Source organism: Halogeometricum sp. S3BR5-2 (assembly GCF_031624635.1).
GTDB classification, from domain to species: Archaea; Halobacteriota; Halobacteria; order Halobacteriales; family Haloferacaceae; genus Halogeometricum; species Halogeometricum luteum.
Genome location: NZ_JAMQOQ010000002.1, coordinates 984,160 through 1,002,902, shown reverse-complemented (window position 1 = coordinate 1,002,902; position 18,743 = coordinate 984,160). Strand labels below are relative to the sequence as shown.

Here is an 18,743-nt window from a genome sequence, read left to right as displayed (position 1 = left end):
GCTCCACGTCTGCGGCACGCTTCAGCGTTCCCGCCGTTCGCCGTCGGCGGCGCTCGCATCGCCACCGCGCACCACTTTTGTCCCCGTGGGCGAACCGTGTAATATGACATCGACACACGTGGTGGCCGTCTGCGGGAGCCTTCGGAAGCGGAGTTACACTCGATTGGCGTTGGAGCGGTCGCTCGACGGCGTCCGCGAGGCGGGCGGCACGGGCGAGGTGCTCGACCTGCGGGAGTACGACCTGCCGGTGCTGGACGCCGACGAGGACGCGCAGGGAGACAGCGAGGCGGTGGTCGAACGGGTCGGCGACGCCGACGCCCTCGTCCTCGGAACGCCCGTCTACCACGGGTCGTACTCGGGCGTGCTGAAGAACGCGCTGGACCACTGCGGGTTCGACGAGTTCGACGGGAAGACGGTCGGACTGCTGGCCGTCGCCGGCGGCGGCTTCCCCGTGACGGCGCTCGACCACCTCCGCTCGGTCTGCCGGGCGCTGAACGCGTGGGTCCTCCCGCATCAGGCCGCCCTGCCGCACGTCTCCGCGCAGTTCGACGGCGACGAGTTGACGAACGAGGGACTGGACCGCCGGGTCCGCGTCCTCGGCAGGCGAGTCGTGGAGTACGCGACCATCGAACCCGACCCGGCGACGTTCGAGGCGGGCGAGAACGTGGGCGCGGCCGGCCGATAGGACCCCGCACGCCGAGCGAACGCGGTGCGTCACCGCCCCCCGCGCGGCGCGGAATGAGCAACGGTTTTGCCGTTCGCTCGCACCCGAAGGAGGTATGCACGCCATCACGAAGAGCGGGTGGGTGGAGGTCATCACGGGGTCGATGTTCTCCGGGAAGACGGAGGAACTGCTCCGTCGACTGCGGCGCGCCGAGATAGCCGGACAGGAGGTCGGGGTGTTCAAACCCGCCGTCGACGACCGCTACGGCGAGACGACGGTCGGGTCGCACGCCGGCAGTCAGTGGGAGGCGCACGTCGTGCCCGCCGAGGGCGAGGGCGTCTGGGATATCGTAGAGAAACTGAACGGCGAGGACGTCGTCGCCGTCGACGAGGCGAACTTCTTCTCGGCCGAACTCGTGGACGTCTGCGAACGCCTCGCGGCGGACGGCCGCCGCGTCCTCGTCTCCGGCACCGACCAGACGTTCCGCGGCGAACCGTTCGAACCCCTGCCGCAACTGATGGCGACGGCCGAGTACGTCGACAAACTGCAGGCCATCTGCACCGTCTGCGGCGAACCCGCGACCCGGAATCAGCGGCTCGTCGACGGCGAACCCGCCCGCTACGACGACCCGACCATCGTCGTCGGAGCGGAGGAGTCCTACGAGGCGCGATGTCGCAACTGTCATACGCTGCAACGCGAATAAGCTAGCGACGTGACTACGTGGGTCGAAAATCCGGAGGGCGGGCGCGAACGCGGCCCCCGCGGCGTCGCCCGCGCGTGGGTCGAGGTGCTCGTCCGCCCCCGCCGGTTCTTCAAGAACGGCGTCGCGCCGGGCGACCAGGCGCCCGGACTCGTCTTCGCCGTCGTCGTCGCCGTCGCGTACACCACCGGCCTGTTCGCGTTCGCGCCCGGCCGCATCCCCGCCTTCGCCGGCGGCCCGGCCGTCTCGGCGCTCCTCGGCCTCGCCCTCGTCGCCCTCCTCCTCGCCCCGGCGGTGCTGCATCTCACCGCGGCGATACAGACCGTCCTGCTCCTCGTCGGCGTCCGCGACAGGGGCGGAATCAGCCAGACGGTACAGGTGGTCGCCTACGCGACGGCGCCGTGCGCCCTCGCCGGCCTCCCCTCGCCGGAACTCCGCTTCGTCTGCACCGCCTACGGCGCGACGCTCCTCGTCGTGGGCCTGAGCGAGGTACACGGCGTGAGCACCCGCCGAGCGCTCGCCGTCGGCGCCCTCCCCGCGGCGTTCCTGTTCGGCTACGTCTTCGAGGGGTGGGCGGCGTTCGAGCACGTCCTCCGTCTCGCGGGTCTCATCTGAGCCCCCAGCGCGCCGCGTTCCTCCCGGGTCGACGCCGACCGTCCTGCGCTCCGAAGGCGCCGCCGACGTTCGAGAATCGACGGGCGGCGACGTATCGGCCGGCCGACTATTCCTTCCGTCTTCGGTCGAATCCGGCGGCAGAGCGGAGCAACGGCGCAGAGACGAACGGCCGCCGAGAGCGATTCGACAAGGGTTTTAGTCCCGGGTCGTTTGTTGCACGCAATGGATTGGATTACGCACGACGAAGACGTGTGGTTCGAGTTTCGGGGAAATTCCCCACAACAGCTGACGCCGGGGCGCTATTACAAGGGTACGGTCGACGGGTTCGCCGAGTTCGGCGTGTTCGTCGACCTCGCGAAGGGAGTGACGGGACTGCTGCACCGCAGCGAACTCGACCGTCGACTGGAGAGTCTCGACTGGGAGTCGGGCGACACCGTGTTCGTGCAGGTGAAGAACATCCGCGACAACGGTAACATCGACCTCGGCTGGTCCATCCGCCAGTCCGAACGCGAGTTCCGCGGCTCGAAGGTTCACGACCCGAACGGCGACCACGACGGCGAACCGGTCGACTCCTCCGACGACGACGACTCCGGCCCGGTGAAGATGAAGCCGAAGGGGTCGACGGGGTCGACCTCCGGCCGCGGTAACGGGAAGAGCCAGTCCCGGAGCGACGAGGAGAACGAAGAGAGCGACGCCGGGCGGAGCGACGCTGACGACGGCGCGGACGCCGAGTCGTCCGACGCCGACGATACCGGCGCCGACGCGGACGCGCAGAGCGAGGCCGACGAGAGCGAGGAGCGAGCGGTTCCGAGCGACGACGGCAACGCCGACGACGTGGCCGAGACGGACGCCGACGAGGACCGCTTCACGCTCGTCACCGTCGACAGCCTCGAAGAGCGCGTCGGCGACGACGTGCGCCTCGAGGGCGAAATCGTCAGCACGCGACAGACCGGCGGCCCGACCATCTTCGAACTCCGCGACGAGACGGGCGTCGTCGACTGCGCCGCCTTCGTCGAGGCGGGCGTCCGCGCCTACCCCGACATCGAGGAGGGCGACGTGGTCCGCCTCGACGGCGAGGTGGAGATGCGCCGCGACGAACTGCAGGTCGAGACGGAGGACCTCGCGGCCCTCGACGGCGAGGAGGAGCAGGCCGTCCTCCAGCGCCTCGAAGACGCGCTGGCGGCGAAGGCCCGCCCCGAGTCGGTCGAACCGCTGGCCGACCACGCGTCGGTCGAGGCGGTCACCGAGCGGTTGACCGACGCCGCGGAGGCGCTCAACCGCGCCATCCTCGAATCCCAGCCCATCGTCGTCCGCCACCCGGCCACCGCCGACGGCTACGTCGCCGGCGCGGCCGTCGAACGCGCCGTGCTCCCCCGCATCCGCGAGGAGCACGACCGCGCGGACGCCGAGTACCACTACTTCACCCGCCGACCGCTCGACGACCCCGTCTACGGCATGGACGCGGCGACGAACGACGTGACGCGGATGCTCCAGGACGAACAGCGCCACGGCGAGAAACTGCCCTTGGTCCTCCTGCTCGGCGTCGGCGCGACCGCCGAGTCGCTGGACGGACTCGGCCTCCTCGGCGTCTACGGCGCGAACCGCGTCGTCGTCGACGCCGCGGACGCCGACGAGGACGTGGAAGACGAGGCCGACGTGGTCGTCAGCCCCGGACTGGTCGGCGCCGACGCGTCCGACCTCTCGACGGGCGCCCTCGGCGCGAACCTCGCCGCCGCCCTCGATACCGATATCCGTGAGGACATCGGTCACCTCCCCGCCGTGAGTTACTGGGAGGACACGCCCGAGGCGTACCTCGAACTGGCGGAGGAGGCCGGCTACGACGCCGACCGGACGCGCGAACTCCGCGAGGCCATCGCCCTCGAAGCGTACTACCAGTCCTACGAGGACAAGCGCGAACTCATCACCGACCTGCTGTTCGACGACGGCGTCTCGGCGGGCGCACAGCGCGCCGCCGACGCCGTCGAGGGCAACCTCGCCGGCCACATCGCCGAGCAGTTCCGCATCAAACTCGACACCGAAGTCGAGACGGCGCAGGCGAACCTCGAAGAGCGAACGGAAGGCGACGTCACCGTCGCCGTCCTCGACGCCGACGCGTACACCCACCGCTTCGACTTCCCGCCGACGTCGCTGCTCGTCGACGAACTCCACCGCCGCAACCGCGAGGGCGACGACTACGTCACCGTCGCCACCTCGACGGACGAACTGTTCGTCCGCGGCACCGCCGACGTGGACATCCGCGCCGTCGCCGAGGCGGCCCGCGAGGCCGTCCCCGAGGGCGGCGTCACGGCCGTCGCCGTCCGCGACAACCGCATCGAGTTCCTCTCGGGCGCGCGCGACGACGTGGTCGAAGCGGTCATCGACGCCGTCGTCGACCAGTTCTAGTTCTCGTTCTCACGCGGCACCCCCCCCGTCCCGTTCCCCTCGGCTCCCAGCGGCGGCGCTCTCCTCTGTGCCGACGAACGGTACGCCCCCGAGCGACACCCTTAACCGCGAAACGACGCGACTGAGAGGCAACGATGTCTCTCGTCCGAACGTCCGTCGCGGCGGTGGTGGCGCCGTGAGCGCGGACGCCGACGCGAAGGAGGAGCAAGAGCCCACCGAGACGGAGGCGTTCCGCCGCACCTGCGAGACGCTCGTCGAGCGCATCCTCGACGGCGAGGTGGATAGAGAGAGCCTCGAATCCGCGAAGCTCGACGCCTGCTCGGAGCACTCCTCACCGAAGGTGCCGAAGAACGCCGAAATCCTCCGACACGCCCCCGACGGCCGGCGCGAGGAGGTACAGGAGGTCACACGACGGAAACCCGTGCGGACCGCCTCGGGCGTCTCGCCCGTCGCCATCATGACCTCCCCGCACATGTGCCCGCACGGCAAGTGCCTCTACTGTCCGGGCGGCCCGGCCTCGGAGTTCTCCTCCTCGCAGTCGTACACGGGTCACGAACCCGCCGCCGCCCGCGGCGTCCAGAACGACTACGACCCCTACGGTCAAGTCACGCTCAGACTCGAACAGCTCAGACACATCGGGCACCCCGTCGACAAGGTGGAACTCATCCTGATGGGCGGGACGATGACCGCCCGGAGCCACGACTACCAGGAGTGGTTCGTCAAGCGCGCCCTCGAAGCGATGAACGACTACGACCTCGATTCGGAGCCGAACCCCGCCGAGGACCGGTCGTTCAAACCGGACCCCGAGGACGTGGAGTTCAGCTACCTGGAGGACGTCATCGCGGAGAACGAGACGGCCGATATCAGGAACATCGGGACGACCTTCGAGACGAAACCCGACTGGTGCGACCCCGAACAGATAGACCGGATGCTCGATTTGGGCGCGACGAAGGTGGAAGTCGGCGTCCAGACCACCTACGAACGCGTCAACCGAGACATGCACCGCGGGCACGGCGTGCAGGCCTCGCTGGACGCCAACCGCCGCCTCCGCGACTCGGCGTTCAAGGTGGGCTTTCACATGATGCCCGGTCAGCCCGGGATGACCAAGGAGATGTGCATCGAGGACTTCCGCCAACTGTTCGAGAACTCGGATTGGCGGCCCGACTACCTGAAGATATACCCGACGCTCGTCGTCCGCGACACGATAACGTACGACATGTGGCGCAACGAGGAGTACGACCCGCTGAACAACGAGGAGGCGGCGGAGGTCATAAGCGAGGTGATGGGGATGATTCCGAAGTACACGCGCCTCCAACGGGTCCAGCGCGACATCCCCGCGGACTTCATCGACGCCGGCGTCTGGAAGTCGAACCTCCGCCAGTTGGCCGAACAGCGCGCCGAGGAGAAGGGTATCGAGGTGAACGACATCCGCGCCCGCGAGGTGGGGATGAACGAGGCGGACCCCGACCCGGAACGCGTCGAACTCCGGGTGGAGACGTACGAGGCCGCCGGGGGAACCGAGCACTTCCTCTCGTTCGAGGACCCGGCGGAGAACCTCCTCGTCGGGTTCTGTCGGCTTCGGTTCCCGAACAATCCCGTCCGGCGGGAACTCGAAGACGCCGCCCTCGTCCGCGAACTGCACGTGTACGGCTCCGAAGCGGGCATCGGTTCGGACGGGGACTGGCAGCACAAGGGCTACGGCCGTCGCCTCCTCGAACGCGCCGAGGAGATGGCCCGCGACGCCGGCTACGACAAGGTGAGCGTCATCTCCGGCATCGGCGTCCGCGAGTACTACAAGCGGAAACTGGGCTACCACCAGGACGGTCCGTACGTGTCGAAGCGGTTCTGAGCGGCTGCGGTCTCTCCCGTGTCACCGACTCTCGCGGGACCGGACCGACTATGTCCGGCCCCCGAGACGCTTTCGCATGGACGACATCACCGACCCCGAGCGGATTCTCCGGGGCCGGAGCGACTGGCTCACCCCCGAAATGTGGGAACGGCTCGCGCGACACCCCTTGGAGTCCGTCGACACGGAGTTTCCCCACTACGTCCGGCAGGTCGACTCCCCGGAGGGCGCGCCGCGCCCGAAGGAGCGACACCCCGCGTTCTACGGCTGTTACGACTGGCACTCGGCGGTCCACAGCCACTGGGCGCTGGTCCGACAGCTCAGACTGTCGGAGGAACACCCGAACCGCGCGGACATCGTCGAGAGCCTCGACGCGCGACTGACGCCCGAGAACGTCCGACGGGAGGCCGAGTACCTGAAGGCGAACCCCGCCTTCGAGAAACCGTACGGCTGGGCGTGGCTGTTGCACCTCGACGCGGAACTGTCGCTGTGGGGGAGCGAAACGGCCGAGCGGTGGCGGTCGGCGCTCGAACCGCTGACGCGGACGGTGCGCTCGCTCGTCGAGTCGGAGTTCCTGGCGCAGGAGCGCCCGTTCAGAGTGGGGACGCACGGTAACTCCGCGTTCGCCCTCCACTGCGTCCGAGACTACGCGCGGACGACCGGCGAGGACTCCCTGGCCGACGCCGTCGACGAGGCGGCCGAGTCGTTCTTCGACGGGGATGAGGCGTACCCCGTCGAGTACGAACCGCTCGGCTGGGACTTCCTGTCGCCGTCGCTGACCGAAGCGGACCTGATGCGGCGCGTGTACGACCGCGGGGAGTTCCGGGCGTGGGCCGACCGGTTCTTCCCCGACGTGCGGACGGCGCCGTACGCGTCGCTCCTCGACCCCGCGCGCGTCGACGCCGACCCCGACGAGGGGGTCGCACTCCACCTCGTCGGTCTGAACGTCTCGAAGGCGTGGGCGCTGGCGGGCGTCGTGGACGCCCTCGGCGACCACCCCTACGCCGACCCGTTCGCGGAGAGCGCCCGCCGACACGCCGAGTCGGGAGTCGAAGGGGCGTTCACCGACGACTACGCGGGGTCCCACTGGCTCTCCTCGTTCGTCTGCTACCTCCTCACGAGAGGCGAGGGAGGCGTCGCGCCCACCTAATGAGGCGAATCTGACCAATCATTTATAGTGTATGTTATCGAAGGGGAGGCACGAACGGCCCGGACGCACCGGTGTGAGTCGGCCGCTCCCGTCCGACTCGCCCCGTTCGACACACCGATGTCACCCACTCGCACGACACCCGCGCGCACGGTCGGTACCGCATCCTTCTCCTACGTCTTCGTCTCCGTCCTCGAACGGAACACGGCCGCCCGGCGGTCTCTCGCCGGGACGCCAGCGGACCACGGGGCGGACGGATGACCTCGTCGCCGGACGCGTTCGAGGCCGACCGGCCGGTCCGCGTCCTCCACGTCGACGACGAACCCGGCTTCGCCGAGATGACCGCCGCGTTCCTCGAACGCGAGTCCGAGGGGACGACCGTCGAGACGGCCACCACCGCCGCCGAAGCGCTGGGACTGCTCGATGAAGGGCAGTTCGACTGCGTCGTCTCGGACTACAACTTGGCGGAGACCGACGGATTGGCGTTCTTCGAGTCGGTTCGGGCCGCGGGCGTCGACGCCCCCTTCATCCTGTTCACGGGTCGGGGGAGCGAGGAGATAGCCAGCGAGGCGATTTCGACCGGCGTCTCCGACTACCTCCAGAAGGAGACGGGAAACGGACAGTACGCCGTGCTGGCGAACCGCGTCCGCAACGCCGTCGACCAGCACCGCTCGCGGACCGCGCTGGAGGCCAGTCAGAAACGACTCGCCCTCTTCGTCGAGCAGTCGCCGCTCGGCGTGATAGAGTACGACGAGCGCTTCCGAATCGTCGACGTCAACGAGGCCGCCACGGAGATACTCGGCTACGACGAGGGCGAACTGCGCGGACACACCTGGGAGAAGATAGTCGCCGACGCCAGCTACGAGAACGTCGACGCGGTCACGTCCGCGTTGATGGAGTCGGAAGGGGGCTACCACAGCGTCGACGAGAACGTGCGCCGGGACGGCGAGCGCATCGTCTGCGAGTGGCACAACCGCGTCGTCACCGACGAGGACGGCGAGATGGTCGCCGTCTTCTCGCAGTTCCGGGACATCTCCGAGCGGCACCGACGCGAGGAGCGTCTCCGGCGGACCACGGTCCGACTCGAAGCGCTGTTCGAGAACTCGCCGGACATGATAAACGTCCACGACCACGAGGGGACGATAACCGAGACGAACCCCGAACTGTGCGCGAAGACCGGTTACGACGCCGACGAACTCGTCGGCACGAGCGTCTGGGACCTCGACGAGGAGATCCGACCGGACGAGGCGCGGGCGCTGTGGTCCGAGATGGAGGCGGGTGACCGGTGTAAACTAGAGGGGTCTTACAGGTGCCGAGACGGCTCGTCGCTCCCCGTCGAGGTGCACCTCAGACGCCTCGCGCTGAACGGCGAGGACCGCTTTCTCGTCATCAGTCGGGACATCTCCGAGCGGGTCGAACGCGAGCGACGCCTCGAAGCGACGACGAACCGCTACCGAACGTTGGTCGAGAACGTCCCCGACGGCGGGGTCTTCCTGTTCGACGAGGACCTGCGGTACACGCTCGCCGAGGGGGAGGAACTGCGCAACGTCGGTCTGTCGCCCGACGACTTCCTCGGCCGGACGCCGTACGACCTGTTCCCGGCGGCCATCGCGGACGAACTCGAACACTACTACCGGGAGGCGTTCGCGGGGAACAGCCACACCTTCGAGCAGCGACTCGACGGGGAGCAGTACCGGATCCGGACGCTCCCGATACGCGGCGACGACGGCGTCGAGGCGGGCATGGCGATGTCGCAGAACGTCACCGAGCGACGGCGGCAGGAGCGGAAGCTCAGACGGCAGAAGGAGAGCCTAGAGGAGTTCGCGAGCGTCGTCTCGCACGACCTCAGGAACCCGCTGAACGTCGCCGAGGGCCATCTCGAACTGATAGCGACCGACGACGCGGACAGCCTCCACGCGGTGCGGCGCGCGCACCGGCGGATGCGGACGCTCATCGACGACCTGCTGACGCTCGCGCGGGAGGGAGCGGCCGTCGAGAGCCCCGCCGACGTCGAACTCGCCGCGACCGCGGAGGCGAGTTGGCTGAACGTCGAGACGGGCGACGCGTCGCTCGCCGTCGACGTCGACCGCTCGATTCGGGCCGACGAGAGCCGACTCCGACAACTGTTCGAGAATCTGCTTCGGAACGCCGTCGAACACGGCTCCGCGGCCGACTCGACGGGGTCGGGTGAGGGCGTGACGGTCACCGTCGGCGCGCTTCCGGACGGCTTCTTCGTCGCGGACGACGGTCCCGGCGTCCCGCCGGAGTCGCGCGAAGCGGTGTTCGAGGCCGGCTACTCGACGTCGCGGGACGGTACGGGGTTCGGGCTCCGCATCGTCGCGCAGATAGCCGAGGCGCACGGCTGGTCGGTGGCACTGACCGAGAGCGAGACCGGCGGCGCGCGCTTCGAGTTCTCCGGCGTCCCCCCCGCCACCGAGTAGCTGGCCCCGCTGTATTATCAGAAATACTGTCTATCAGGGAAAGTTGTATCGTTTCACTTTCCCCCTCTACGAGTATACGGCCGCGAGGAGGCCGGCGGTTTCAGGGTCCGGCGGACGGGTCACGCCGTACGCGAGACGTCGTCGGTGAGCACCGGCGACGACTGACCCGTCCGCGGACTCTTCGAAACGCTTCGGAACGGCCTCGGGACGCATCGGAGAACCTCAGTCCTCGTCGCTCCGCGTTCGGTCCGCGCCGTTCCCGTTACCGCGTCAGTTCCGCGAGCATGGCGTCCAGTCGGTCCGCGGACTCGTGTTGGGACTCCACGACGGCGACGATATCGCCGATGGCCTCCTCTATCTCCGCGGCGTCGTCGCTGACGTCTTCGACCGTGACGACGACGCTCTCCACCGATTCGGCCTGATCGTCGCTCGCCGTCGAGAGTTCGCTCACGCCTTCGACCGCCTCGTCCACCGCGTCGGCCGCCTCGCGGAGCGACTCGGCGGTGTCGTCGATGGCCGCGTCGGCGCGGCCGATGTCCTCGTGGGTCGTCTCGACCAACCGCGCCGTCTCGTTCGCGCGCGACTGTACGCGCTCGATGCGCTCTGTGACCTGTTCGGTGTGGGTCTGCGTCTCGTTGGCGAGCGATTTGACCTCCCCGGCGACGACGGCGAACCCCGACCCGGCCTCGCCGGCGCGGGCCGCCTCGATGTTCGCGTTCAGCGCGAGGATGTTCGTCCGCTCGGCTATCTCGGAGATGAGCGACACCACCTCGCTTATCTCCGTCATGTCGGCTTCGAGGGCGTGAACCGTCTCCAGGAGTTCGTCGCTGCGGGCTTTGACCTCGTCCGTGACCGACCGGGTCTCGGCGGTCGAATCGAGCGACGAGGCGACGTTCACGCGCGCCCGGTCGGCCCCCGCCTCGACCTCGGTCGAACTCGCCGCCACCTTCTCCATCGTGGCGCTGAACGCCGCCAGGTCGTCCCGGGCCGTCTCCAGCGCGAGTCGCTGCTCCGTCACGCGGCCGTCGATGTGGTGTGCGGCGTCGTTCGCCGTCGTCGCCGCGCCGCTGACGTCCGCGGCGTGCCCTTCGACGTTCGCGACCAGCGACTCGAAGCGCTCCAGCGTTCGGTTCACCTCGCCGACGACGTCCAGCAGTCCGTCTTCGAAGAGGTGCGCGTCGCACTCGTACTCCACGCGGGCGTCGAGCGCCCCGGTTGCGGCGCTCCGAAGCGTCGCGGTCACCTCGGTCACGAGCGACTGCAGCGCCTCGCGCCGCCGGAGCTCCTCGGTCCGGTCCTGGATGACTTCGAGGACGCCCATCAGTTCGCCGTCCGGTCCGCCGTCGAACAGCGGCATCACCTGAAACCGGATGTCGACGTCGCTGCCGGACGCCGTGCGCAGGCGGCTCTCGCGTTCGTAGACGCGGTAGCTCGTGTACGGGCTGTCGAGCCGGTCGACGCCGTACTCCTCCGCGGCGGTGCGCGGGGCGAGAAGCACCTTGTCGGCGAACGAGAGCGACTGCTCGTCGTCGCCTCCGACGACGATGGTCTCTCGGCTGTCGGACCCGAGCGCGTCCTCGGGAGCGATTCCGAGGAGCGTCTCCATCCCGTCGCTCCACCCGACGACCGTGTGGTCGGTGTCGAGGACGAACGCCGGCATCGGAAGCGCGTCGAGCACCTGACGCACCGCGGTGACCCGTTCCAGCCCGCCGTCGTCGCCGGTTGGACGCATCGCGGCCGCCACTCCCGCGGAAAGTATCTCTAACATCGTGTCTATCACCGTTTTGTGAGGGAAAAGCGTACGTCTCTGAATACCAAATATGATATCTTACAGTTCTCGGTCGAGCGACTTCCGCATCTCGACGTGCGGGATGCCGGCGTCCTCGAACTCCTCGCCGACGGCGCGGTAGCCGAGCGACTCGTAGAACTCTTGCACGCGGATCTGCGCGTGGAGTTTCACTCGTGAGAACCGGGCCGCGTGTGCCTCCTCCTCGGCGGCGCGCATCACGCGTTCGCCCCACCCCTCGCCGCGTCTGTCCGCGGCGACGACGACGCGTTCGACCTTCGCCGTCTCCTCGTCGTACGGGCGGACCCGCGCCGCGCCGACGACGGCGCCGTCGTCGTAGGCGACGAGGTGCGTCGCCTCGGCGCCGGGTTCGTCGTGTTCGTCCCACTCCAACTCCTCGTCGACGCCCTGTTCGTCCACGAACACGTCGAAGCGGACGGCGAAGGCGTCTTCGCGTTCCTCGTCGGTTCGGACGATGGACACGCCCGTGCGCACCCCGTCGTCCGCCGTCGCGTCCGAGTCCGCGTCGCCGTCGGCGTTCCGGTCGGTCATGTCCTCTCGCACGCCCGCCCGGGGACTGAGCGTTTCGGTGCGGTCCGAGGTCGGCGAACCGACCCCGACGGCCCGCCTCCGTTCACCGAAGCGACTCCAACTCCGTGTTCCCGCAGTAGACGCACTCGTACACGCGGTGCGGTTGCCGGGCGTACTCCTCGTTCTCCTCGCGGACGTAGTCGTGCGCGTCGGTCTCCGCCACGGTGACGCTCACCTCGTGTTCCCGGTCGCCGCCGCACTCCGAACAGTGTCTGATCGTCTCCCCCTCCTCCTCGTCGACGCTCCGATGCGGCTTCGACATGGTTGTCGATTAGTTGCCTATCAGACAGATAGCCGTTTTGGCCCCTGTTCTGATTATCCTCACACCACGCCAGTAAGTATGACTGCTACATCAGACACGTCGTGCTCTCGAACCTCGGGGTCAGTCTCGTCGGCGTCCGACGCCGCACCCTCGTCAGTCGAACGTGCGGCTTTTCATCCGCGGCCGTGAAGGCGGGGGTATGGACCCGAAGCGGGAGTTGACGAGCGTGGACCTCAGCGCTCTCGTCACCGAACTGAACCGGTACGAGGGGGCGAAGGTCGACAAGGCCTATCTCTACGGCGACGACCTGCTTCGCCTGCGGATGCGCGATTTCGACCGCGGCCGCGTCGAACTCATCCTCGAAGTCGGCGACGTCAAGCGGGCGCACGCCGCCAAACCCGAGCACGTTCCCGACGCGCCCGGCCGGCCGCCGAACTTCGCGATGATGCTTCGCAACCGACTCAGCGGCGCGGACTTCGCGGGCGTCGAGCAGTACGAGTTCGACCGCATCCTCACCTTCGAGTTCGAACGCGACGACGAGGACACGCAGATCGTCGTCGAACTGTTCGGACAGGGCAACGTCGCCGTCCTCGACGAGACGGGCGAAGTCGTCCAGAGTCTGGAGACGGTGCGCCTGAAGTCGCGGACCGTCGCCCCGGGCGCGCAGTACGAGTTCCCCTCCTCGCGCCTGCACCCCTTCACGGTGAGTTACGAGGGATTCAAGCGCCGGATGGAAGACTCCGACACCGACGTCGTGCGGACGCTGGCGACGCAGGTGAACCTCGGCGGCCTGTACGCCGAGGAGTTCTGCACCCGCGCGGGCGTCGAGAAGACGATGGACATCTCGGAGGCGGGCGACGAGGAGTTCCGCGCCGTCTACGACGCCATCCAGTCGTTCCGCGACCGCCTGAAGTCGGGCGACTTCGACCCGCGCGTCTACGAGGAGGACGGCGCCGTCGTCGACGCGACGCCGTTCCCCCTCGAAGAGCACGAGGCCGAGGGGCTCAACAGCGAGTCCCACGACACGTTCAACGACGCGTTGGACGAGTACTTCTTCCGACTCGACCGCTCGGCGGAGGACGACCCCGACGAGGAAGCGGGGTCGAACCGCCCGGACTTCGAAGAGGAGATAGAGAAGAAAAAGCGCATCATCCAGCAGCAGGAGGGCGCCATCGAGGGCTTCGAGGAGCAGGCGAAAGAGGAGCGAGAGCGCGCCGAACTGCTGTACGCCCACTACGACTTGGTGGACGACGTGCTCACGACCGTCCGCGACGCCCGCGAGGAGAACGTGCCGTGGGACGATATCCGAGAGACGCTCGAGGACGGCGCCGAACGGGGCATCCCGGCGGCCGAAGCCGTCGTCGACGTCGACGGCGCCGAGGGCACCGTCACCGTCGAACTCGAGGGCACGCGCGTCGAAGTCGTCGTCGACACGGGCGTCGAGAAGAACGCCGACAGACTGTATCAGGAAGCGAAACGCGTCGAGGGGAAGAAGGAGGGCGCCCTCGCCGCCATCGAGGACACCCGCGAGGAGTTAGCGGAGGTGAAGCGCCGCCGCGACGAGTGGGAGGCCGACGACGAGGACGACGAGGAGGAGGAGGAACCCGAGGATATCGACTGGCTCTCTCGGACGTCCATCCCGCTCCGCACCGAGGAGCACTGGTTCGAGCAGTTCCGCTGGTTCCACACCTCCGACGGCTACCTCGTCATCGGCGGGCGCAACGCCGACCAGAACGAGGAGATAGTGAAGAAATATCTGAACAAACACGACCTGTTCTTCCACACGCAGGCGCACGGCGGCCCCGTCACCGTCGTGAAGGCGACGGGCCCCTCCGAACCCTCCGAGGCCGTCGACTTCCCCGACTCGACGAAGCGGGAGGCGGCGCAGTTCGCCGTCTCCTACTCCTCCATCTGGAAGGAGGGTCGGTACGCCGACGAGGCGTACATGGTGACGCCCGACCAGGTGTCGAAGACCCCCGAATCCGGCGAATATCTGGAGAAGGGGTCGTTCGTCGTCCGCGGCGACCGAACGTACTTCCGTGACGTGGAGGCGAAGGTGGCCGTCGGCGTGCAGTGCGAGGGCGAGACGCGCGTCCTCGGTGGACCGCCGTCGGCCGTCGAGGACCGCCTGGAGGCGAGCGTGCGACTCCAACCCGGTCGCTACGCCCAGAACGACGCCGCGAAGATGGTGTACCGCCGATTCAAGGAGGTGTTCGCCGACCAGTCGTTCCTCCGCAAGGTGGCGAGTCCGGACAAGATTCAGGAGTTCCTGCCGCCCGGCGGGAGCGAGATACTGGAGGACTGACGCCCGGCCCGTCGCCGCCGAGACGCCTCCGAGTCGGCGGCCGTCGTCCGTCATCGCCGACGGTAGGACGGCCAAAAGAGCTATAACGTTCCGTTATTCGGACAGAACTATAATATATATTTATCCTTCGGAACGGAGTCATTACACCCGAGCGTACCACTCCGTCCTTTCGGCGGAACGACGGCCCGGCGCGACCGAAATCCGGCGCGCCGGTCAACCGTACGTGCGGCGCAACGCGGGGGAGGAGGGACGCTCGTGATACACCATGATTAGCGAATCACTCACCTACTTACGAAACGACGAGGAGGGCTGGATACGGACCGTCCTCATCGGCGGTATCCTGAGCCTGCTCGGTTTCCTCGTCGTTCCCACCATCCTGGTCGCCGGCTACCTCGTCCGCGTCGTCCGCGCGACGATGCGCGGCGACGAGCAACCCCCCGTGTTCGACGAGTGGGGCGACATGGCCGTCGACGGCCTGAAGGCCGCGGCCATCGCCCTCGTGTACGGTCTCGTGCCCATGGTCGTCGCCGGCGTTCTCGTCGCCGGGAGCCTGTTCACCATCTTCGTGGGGCAGGGCTCCAACGGAGCGAACGTGCTCGGCGGCCTCGGCTTCCTCGCGGGACTGCTGGTCTCCGTGGTGCTCGGCCTCCTCGCCGCGTACGTCATCCCCGCGGCGGTGGCGAACTTCGTCGAGACCGACCGCGTGGGCAAGGCGTTCTCGTTCGGCGACCTGCGCCCCGTGCTCACCTCGGGGAAGTACTTCACGGCGTGGATCAGCGGCTTCGCCGTCATCTTCGTCGCCGGTATCGTGGCGGGGATGCTGAGCGGCATCCTCCCGTTCATCGGCGCGATACCCGGCGCGTTCCTCGGCTTCTACGCCGCGGTCGCCGCCTACTACATGATCGGTCACGCGTGGGGCGACCTGCGCAACATCGAGATGCGCGAGATGGGCGAACAGCCCGACGAACAGGCCGTCATCTGAGCGCCCCCGTCCCCCGCCGTCGTTCGGTTTTTTCGCAAAGAGTTAACTGAGCGACCGCTCTCGGTTCGGTCGATGTTAGGCGACGCGCTCTCGTATCTCAAGAACAGCGACGACTGGATACCGACGGTCATCATCGGCGGGGTACTCACGCTCCTGTCCATCTTCGTGCTCCCCGTCGTCATCGTCCAGGGCTACCTCGTCCGCGTTCTCGAGAGCGCAGCGAAGGGCGAACGCGCCGCTCCCTCGTTCACCGACTGGGGTGGCCTCGTCGTCGACGGTCTGAAACTGCTCGTCGTCAACCTCGCGTACGCGCTCGTCGTCGTCGTCCCGTTCTTCGGTCTCGCAGTCGTCCTCGGGGTGGTCGGATCGCTCACGAGTCCGTCCGGCGACCCGAGCGCCGCCGTGGGCGCCACCTTCCTCCTCGGGTCGCTCGTCCTCGCCCTGTTCGGTCTCGTCGTCGGCTACTTCGCCCCCGCCGGGTTCGCCAACTTCGCCGTGGAGGGTTCGCTCGGCGCGGCGTTCGATATCTCGACTATCGCCTCGGCGGCAACGACCGGCGAGTACTTCAAGGCGTGGGTGCTCGCCGCCCTCGTCGGCCTCGTCCTCGGCGCTATCGGGTCGCTGCTCTCCCCCGTCCTCGTCGGCTTTCTCGTCCTGTTCTACGTGCAGGTCGCCATGTACTACCTCTACGGCCGCGGCTTCGCCGAGGGACTGAGCAAGAAGCGCCGCGGCGTCGTCGAGTCGAGCGTCTGACCGACGGCGACGAACCCGGCGCTTCGGACGTTCCCGCCGAAACCGTGATATCCGGTAACGATTAACGTCTCGCGAGTCGTATATACGGGTAGCGCTCGCCGCGTAGCCGCGCGAACGGGCGGCCGCGGAGGGAGCGCGGTGGAGGCGTGAGCACGATGGAGATGACGACCGGTACCGAACAGAACGAACGAATCGCGCGGCGCGTCCCGGAGGACGTCGCCACGGGGGGCGACCTCGACCTGATAGACGAACTGTACGCCGAGGACGCCGTCGAACACGACCCGTTCGGCGAACACCGCGGACGCGAGCGGATCAAAGAGAGCGTCGGCGCCTTCGTCGGCGCGTTCTCGGACTTCTCGGCCACCGTCGAGGACGTGGTCGCGGAGGGGGACACGGTGGCGATGCGCGTGACGCTCCGAGGGACGCACGACGGCCCGTTCATGGGTCTCGAACCGACGGGCGAGCGCGTCGAAGTCTCGAACGCGGTGTTCACTCGCATCGAGGACGGGAAGATAGCCGAGCGGTGGGTCCACCCGGACGCCCTCGGACTGCTGCGGCAACTCGGCGCGTCCGAGATTCCCGCGTGAGCCCGTAGACCCCTCTCGACTTTTCGGATCCGACCGATTCCGTCGGCCGTCAGTCCGCCGGACGCGAGTATAGCAGCACCTTTCCCCGCCCGCGCCGCACGTCCGGACATGCGCATTTCGAGTCGCGGGCGCGGCGAGGAGGGCCGCGAACGCATCACGCTCGTCCCCGAGAACGTGGACGACCTCTGGCACCTCTCGCACGTCCTCGAATCGGGCGATTTGGTCTCCGGCGACACCACCCGCCGCATCCAACGCGACGACGACCAGATGCGGGACACCGGCGGCCAGCGCGAACACATGAACGTCACCATCAGCGTCGGCGACGTGGAGTTCGCCCGCTTCGCCAACCGCCTCCGCGTCGGCGGCGAAATCGTCGGCAGTTCCCGCGAGGACCAACTCGGCCACCACCACACGCTGAACGTCGAGGAGCACGACGAGGTGACCATCGAGAAGCACTTCAAGCCCGACCAGAAGAAGCGCATCGAGGAGGCCGAGGAGGCCGCGGAGAACCCCGACGTGGTCATCGCCACCGTCGAGGAGGGGGCGGCGTACATCCACACGGTGGCGCAGTACGGCACCGAGGAGCGCTTCTCGTTCACGGCACCGACGGGGAAGGGCGAGTACGCCCGGCCCCGGTCCGAACTGTTCGCGGAACTCGGAAAGGCGCTGGCCCGGATGGACGTCGACGCCATCATCCTCGCCGGGCCGGGCTTTACGAAGCAGGACGCCCGCGACTACATCGCGGAGAACCACCGCGACCTCGTCGAGAAGATGACCGTCGTCGACACCTCCGGCGTCGGCGACAGAGGGGTCCACGAGGTGCTCAAGCGGGGCGCCGTCGACGAGGTGCAGACGCAGACGCGCATCTCGAAGGAGGCGGACCTCATCGACGACTTGATGGAGGGCATCGCCACGGGCGAGAAGGTGTCGTACGGCATCGAGGAAGTCGCGGAGGCGGCGGACTTCGGCGCCGTCGAGACGCTTCTCGTCCTCGACGAGCGACTCCGCGAGGAGCGACAGGGCGCCGGCGAGTGGGACGTCGACGTCAACGAGGTCATCCAGACCGTCGAACGGCAGGGCGGCGAAGTTGCGGTCTTCTCCTCGGAGTTCGACCCCGGCCGCCAACTGAAGAACCTCGGCGGCATCGCGGCTATCCTGCGCTATCGGTTACAGTGAACGTCGACCGAAGCGTTTTGCCGACTCTTCCCTAATCGTTCGTGTGGTTCGACGCGCCGCGGGAACGATCCGGCGGTTCGACCGGTACCTGAACCAGAGTCTGACCGCCGGGATGGAAGTATCCACCTTAGCGGTGCCGACGCTCTGGTTCCTGCTGTTCGCCCGGCCGGCGGAAGCGGTGGCGCTGTCGGCGCTGACGGCGCTCTGCGCCACCCCGCTGGCCGTCGCGGCGTTCCGCGGCGGGTACGTGGGCGGCGCACAGTGGCCCGCGCCCGGCCACCTCGGGACGCTCGCCGGCCGGTCGGCGTACTACAGCCTCGTCGTCGGCGGCGGGACGTACCTCGGCGTCGCCGCCAACCTGCACTGGGGGTCGTTCGCGCTCGGGGTGCTCGTGCCCGCCGTCGCCTGCGCCGTCGCCGTCTCGGCGCTGCCGCGGGCGTTCCGGTCGCTCGCTCGACTCTCTCGGCTCTCGCTGTGAGGCTCCC

Annotated in this window: 16 protein-coding genes; 13 read left to right on the top strand and 3 right to left on the bottom strand. The window is 68.2% G+C overall.

Features of this window, described 5'->3' with window-relative positions; all coding sequences use genetic code 11:
* The first annotated feature begins 103 nt into the window (after positions 1-103).
* From NDI79_RS11790 to NDI79_RS11760, 7 genes are all read left to right on the top strand, one after another.
* Entirely contained in the window at positions 104-685 is a 582-nt protein-coding gene (locus tag NDI79_RS11790) for an NADPH-dependent FMN reductase (protein WP_310928646.1), read from the top strand.
* 94 nt (positions 686-779) lie between these two features.
* Positions 780-1,367, top strand: a complete 588-nt coding sequence (locus tag NDI79_RS11785) for a thymidine kinase (RefSeq protein ID WP_310928645.1) — start codon at positions 780-782, stop codon at positions 1,365-1,367.
* 9 nt (positions 1,368-1,376) lie between these two features.
* Positions 1,377-1,979 carry a YIP1 family protein gene (locus NDI79_RS11780; protein ID WP_310928644.1) on the top strand — a complete coding sequence of 201 codons (603 nt, stop codon included), beginning with the start codon at positions 1,377-1,379 and terminating at the stop codon, positions 1,977-1,979.
* A 222-nt stretch (positions 1,980-2,201) separates the two neighbouring features.
* Positions 2,202-4,382, top strand: coding sequence for a DHH family phosphoesterase (locus NDI79_RS11775; protein WP_310928643.1), 2,181 nt, complete (start codon positions 2,202-2,204; stop codon positions 4,380-4,382).
* Between the two features lie 175 nt (positions 4,383-4,557).
* On the top strand, positions 4,558-6,231 hold the full coding sequence (locus NDI79_RS11770; RefSeq protein WP_310928642.1) for a tRNA uridine(34) 5-carboxymethylaminomethyl modification radical SAM/GNAT enzyme Elp3: 1,674 nt from the start codon (positions 4,558-4,560) through the stop codon (positions 6,229-6,231).
* Positions 6,232-6,307: 76 nt separating this feature from the next.
* Positions 6,308-7,378 (top strand): DUF2891 domain-containing protein, encoded by a 1,071-nt coding sequence (locus tag NDI79_RS11765; RefSeq protein WP_310928641.1) that lies wholly within the window; start codon positions 6,308-6,310, stop codon positions 7,376-7,378.
* A 254-nt stretch (positions 7,379-7,632) separates the two neighbouring features.
* A complete protein-coding gene (locus NDI79_RS11760) occupies positions 7,633-9,816 on the top strand; it encodes a PAS domain S-box protein (protein WP_310928640.1) in 2,184 nt (727 codons plus the stop codon).
* A 262-nt stretch (positions 9,817-10,078) separates the two neighbouring features.
* Here NDI79_RS11760 and NDI79_RS11755 read toward each other — a convergent pair whose 3' ends face one another.
* The 3 genes from NDI79_RS11755 to NDI79_RS11745 all read right to left on the bottom strand — a co-directional run bounded on the left by NDI79_RS11755 (position 10,079) and on the right by NDI79_RS11745 (position 12,455).
* A complete protein-coding gene (locus NDI79_RS11755; protein ID WP_310928639.1) occupies positions 10,079-11,584 on the bottom strand; it encodes a methyl-accepting chemotaxis protein in 1,506 nt (501 codons plus the stop codon).
* Between the two features lie 60 nt (positions 11,585-11,644).
* A complete protein-coding gene (locus NDI79_RS11750) occupies positions 11,645-12,154 on the bottom strand; it encodes a GNAT family N-acetyltransferase (RefSeq protein ID WP_310928638.1) in 510 nt (169 codons plus the stop codon).
* 82 nt (positions 12,155-12,236) lie between these two features.
* On the bottom strand, positions 12,237-12,455 hold the full coding sequence (locus tag NDI79_RS11745) for a DUF7835 family putative zinc beta-ribbon protein (protein WP_310928637.1): 219 nt from the start codon (positions 12,453-12,455) through the stop codon (positions 12,237-12,239).
* 199 nt (positions 12,456-12,654) lie between these two features.
* Here NDI79_RS11745 and rqcH point away from each other — a divergent pair, with 199 nt between their 5' ends.
* From rqcH to NDI79_RS11715, 6 genes are all read left to right on the top strand, one after another.
* On the top strand, positions 12,655-14,760 hold the full coding sequence (gene rqcH / locus NDI79_RS11740; RefSeq protein WP_310928636.1) for a ribosome rescue protein RqcH: 2,106 nt from the start codon (positions 12,655-12,657) through the stop codon (positions 14,758-14,760).
* A 265-nt stretch (positions 14,761-15,025) separates the two neighbouring features.
* Positions 15,026-15,742 (top strand): DUF4013 domain-containing protein, encoded by a 717-nt coding sequence (locus NDI79_RS11735; RefSeq protein ID WP_310928635.1) that lies wholly within the window; start codon positions 15,026-15,028, stop codon positions 15,740-15,742.
* Positions 15,743-15,814: 72 nt separating this feature from the next.
* Positions 15,815-16,495 (top strand): DUF4013 domain-containing protein, encoded by a 681-nt coding sequence (locus NDI79_RS11730; protein ID WP_310928634.1) that lies wholly within the window; start codon positions 15,815-15,817, stop codon positions 16,493-16,495.
* A 155-nt stretch (positions 16,496-16,650) separates the two neighbouring features.
* Positions 16,651-17,082 (top strand): ester cyclase, encoded by a 432-nt coding sequence (locus tag NDI79_RS11725; RefSeq protein WP_310928633.1) that lies wholly within the window; start codon positions 16,651-16,653, stop codon positions 17,080-17,082.
* 108 nt (positions 17,083-17,190) lie between these two features.
* Entirely contained in the window at positions 17,191-18,258 is a 1,068-nt protein-coding gene (locus NDI79_RS11720; protein ID WP_310928632.1) for an mRNA surveillance protein pelota, read from the top strand.
* A 43-nt stretch (positions 18,259-18,301) separates the two neighbouring features.
* Positions 18,302-18,736, top strand: a complete 435-nt coding sequence (locus NDI79_RS11715) for a DUF8215 family protein (protein ID WP_310928631.1) — start codon at positions 18,302-18,304, stop codon at positions 18,734-18,736.
* Positions 18,737-18,743 lie beyond the last annotated feature (7 nt).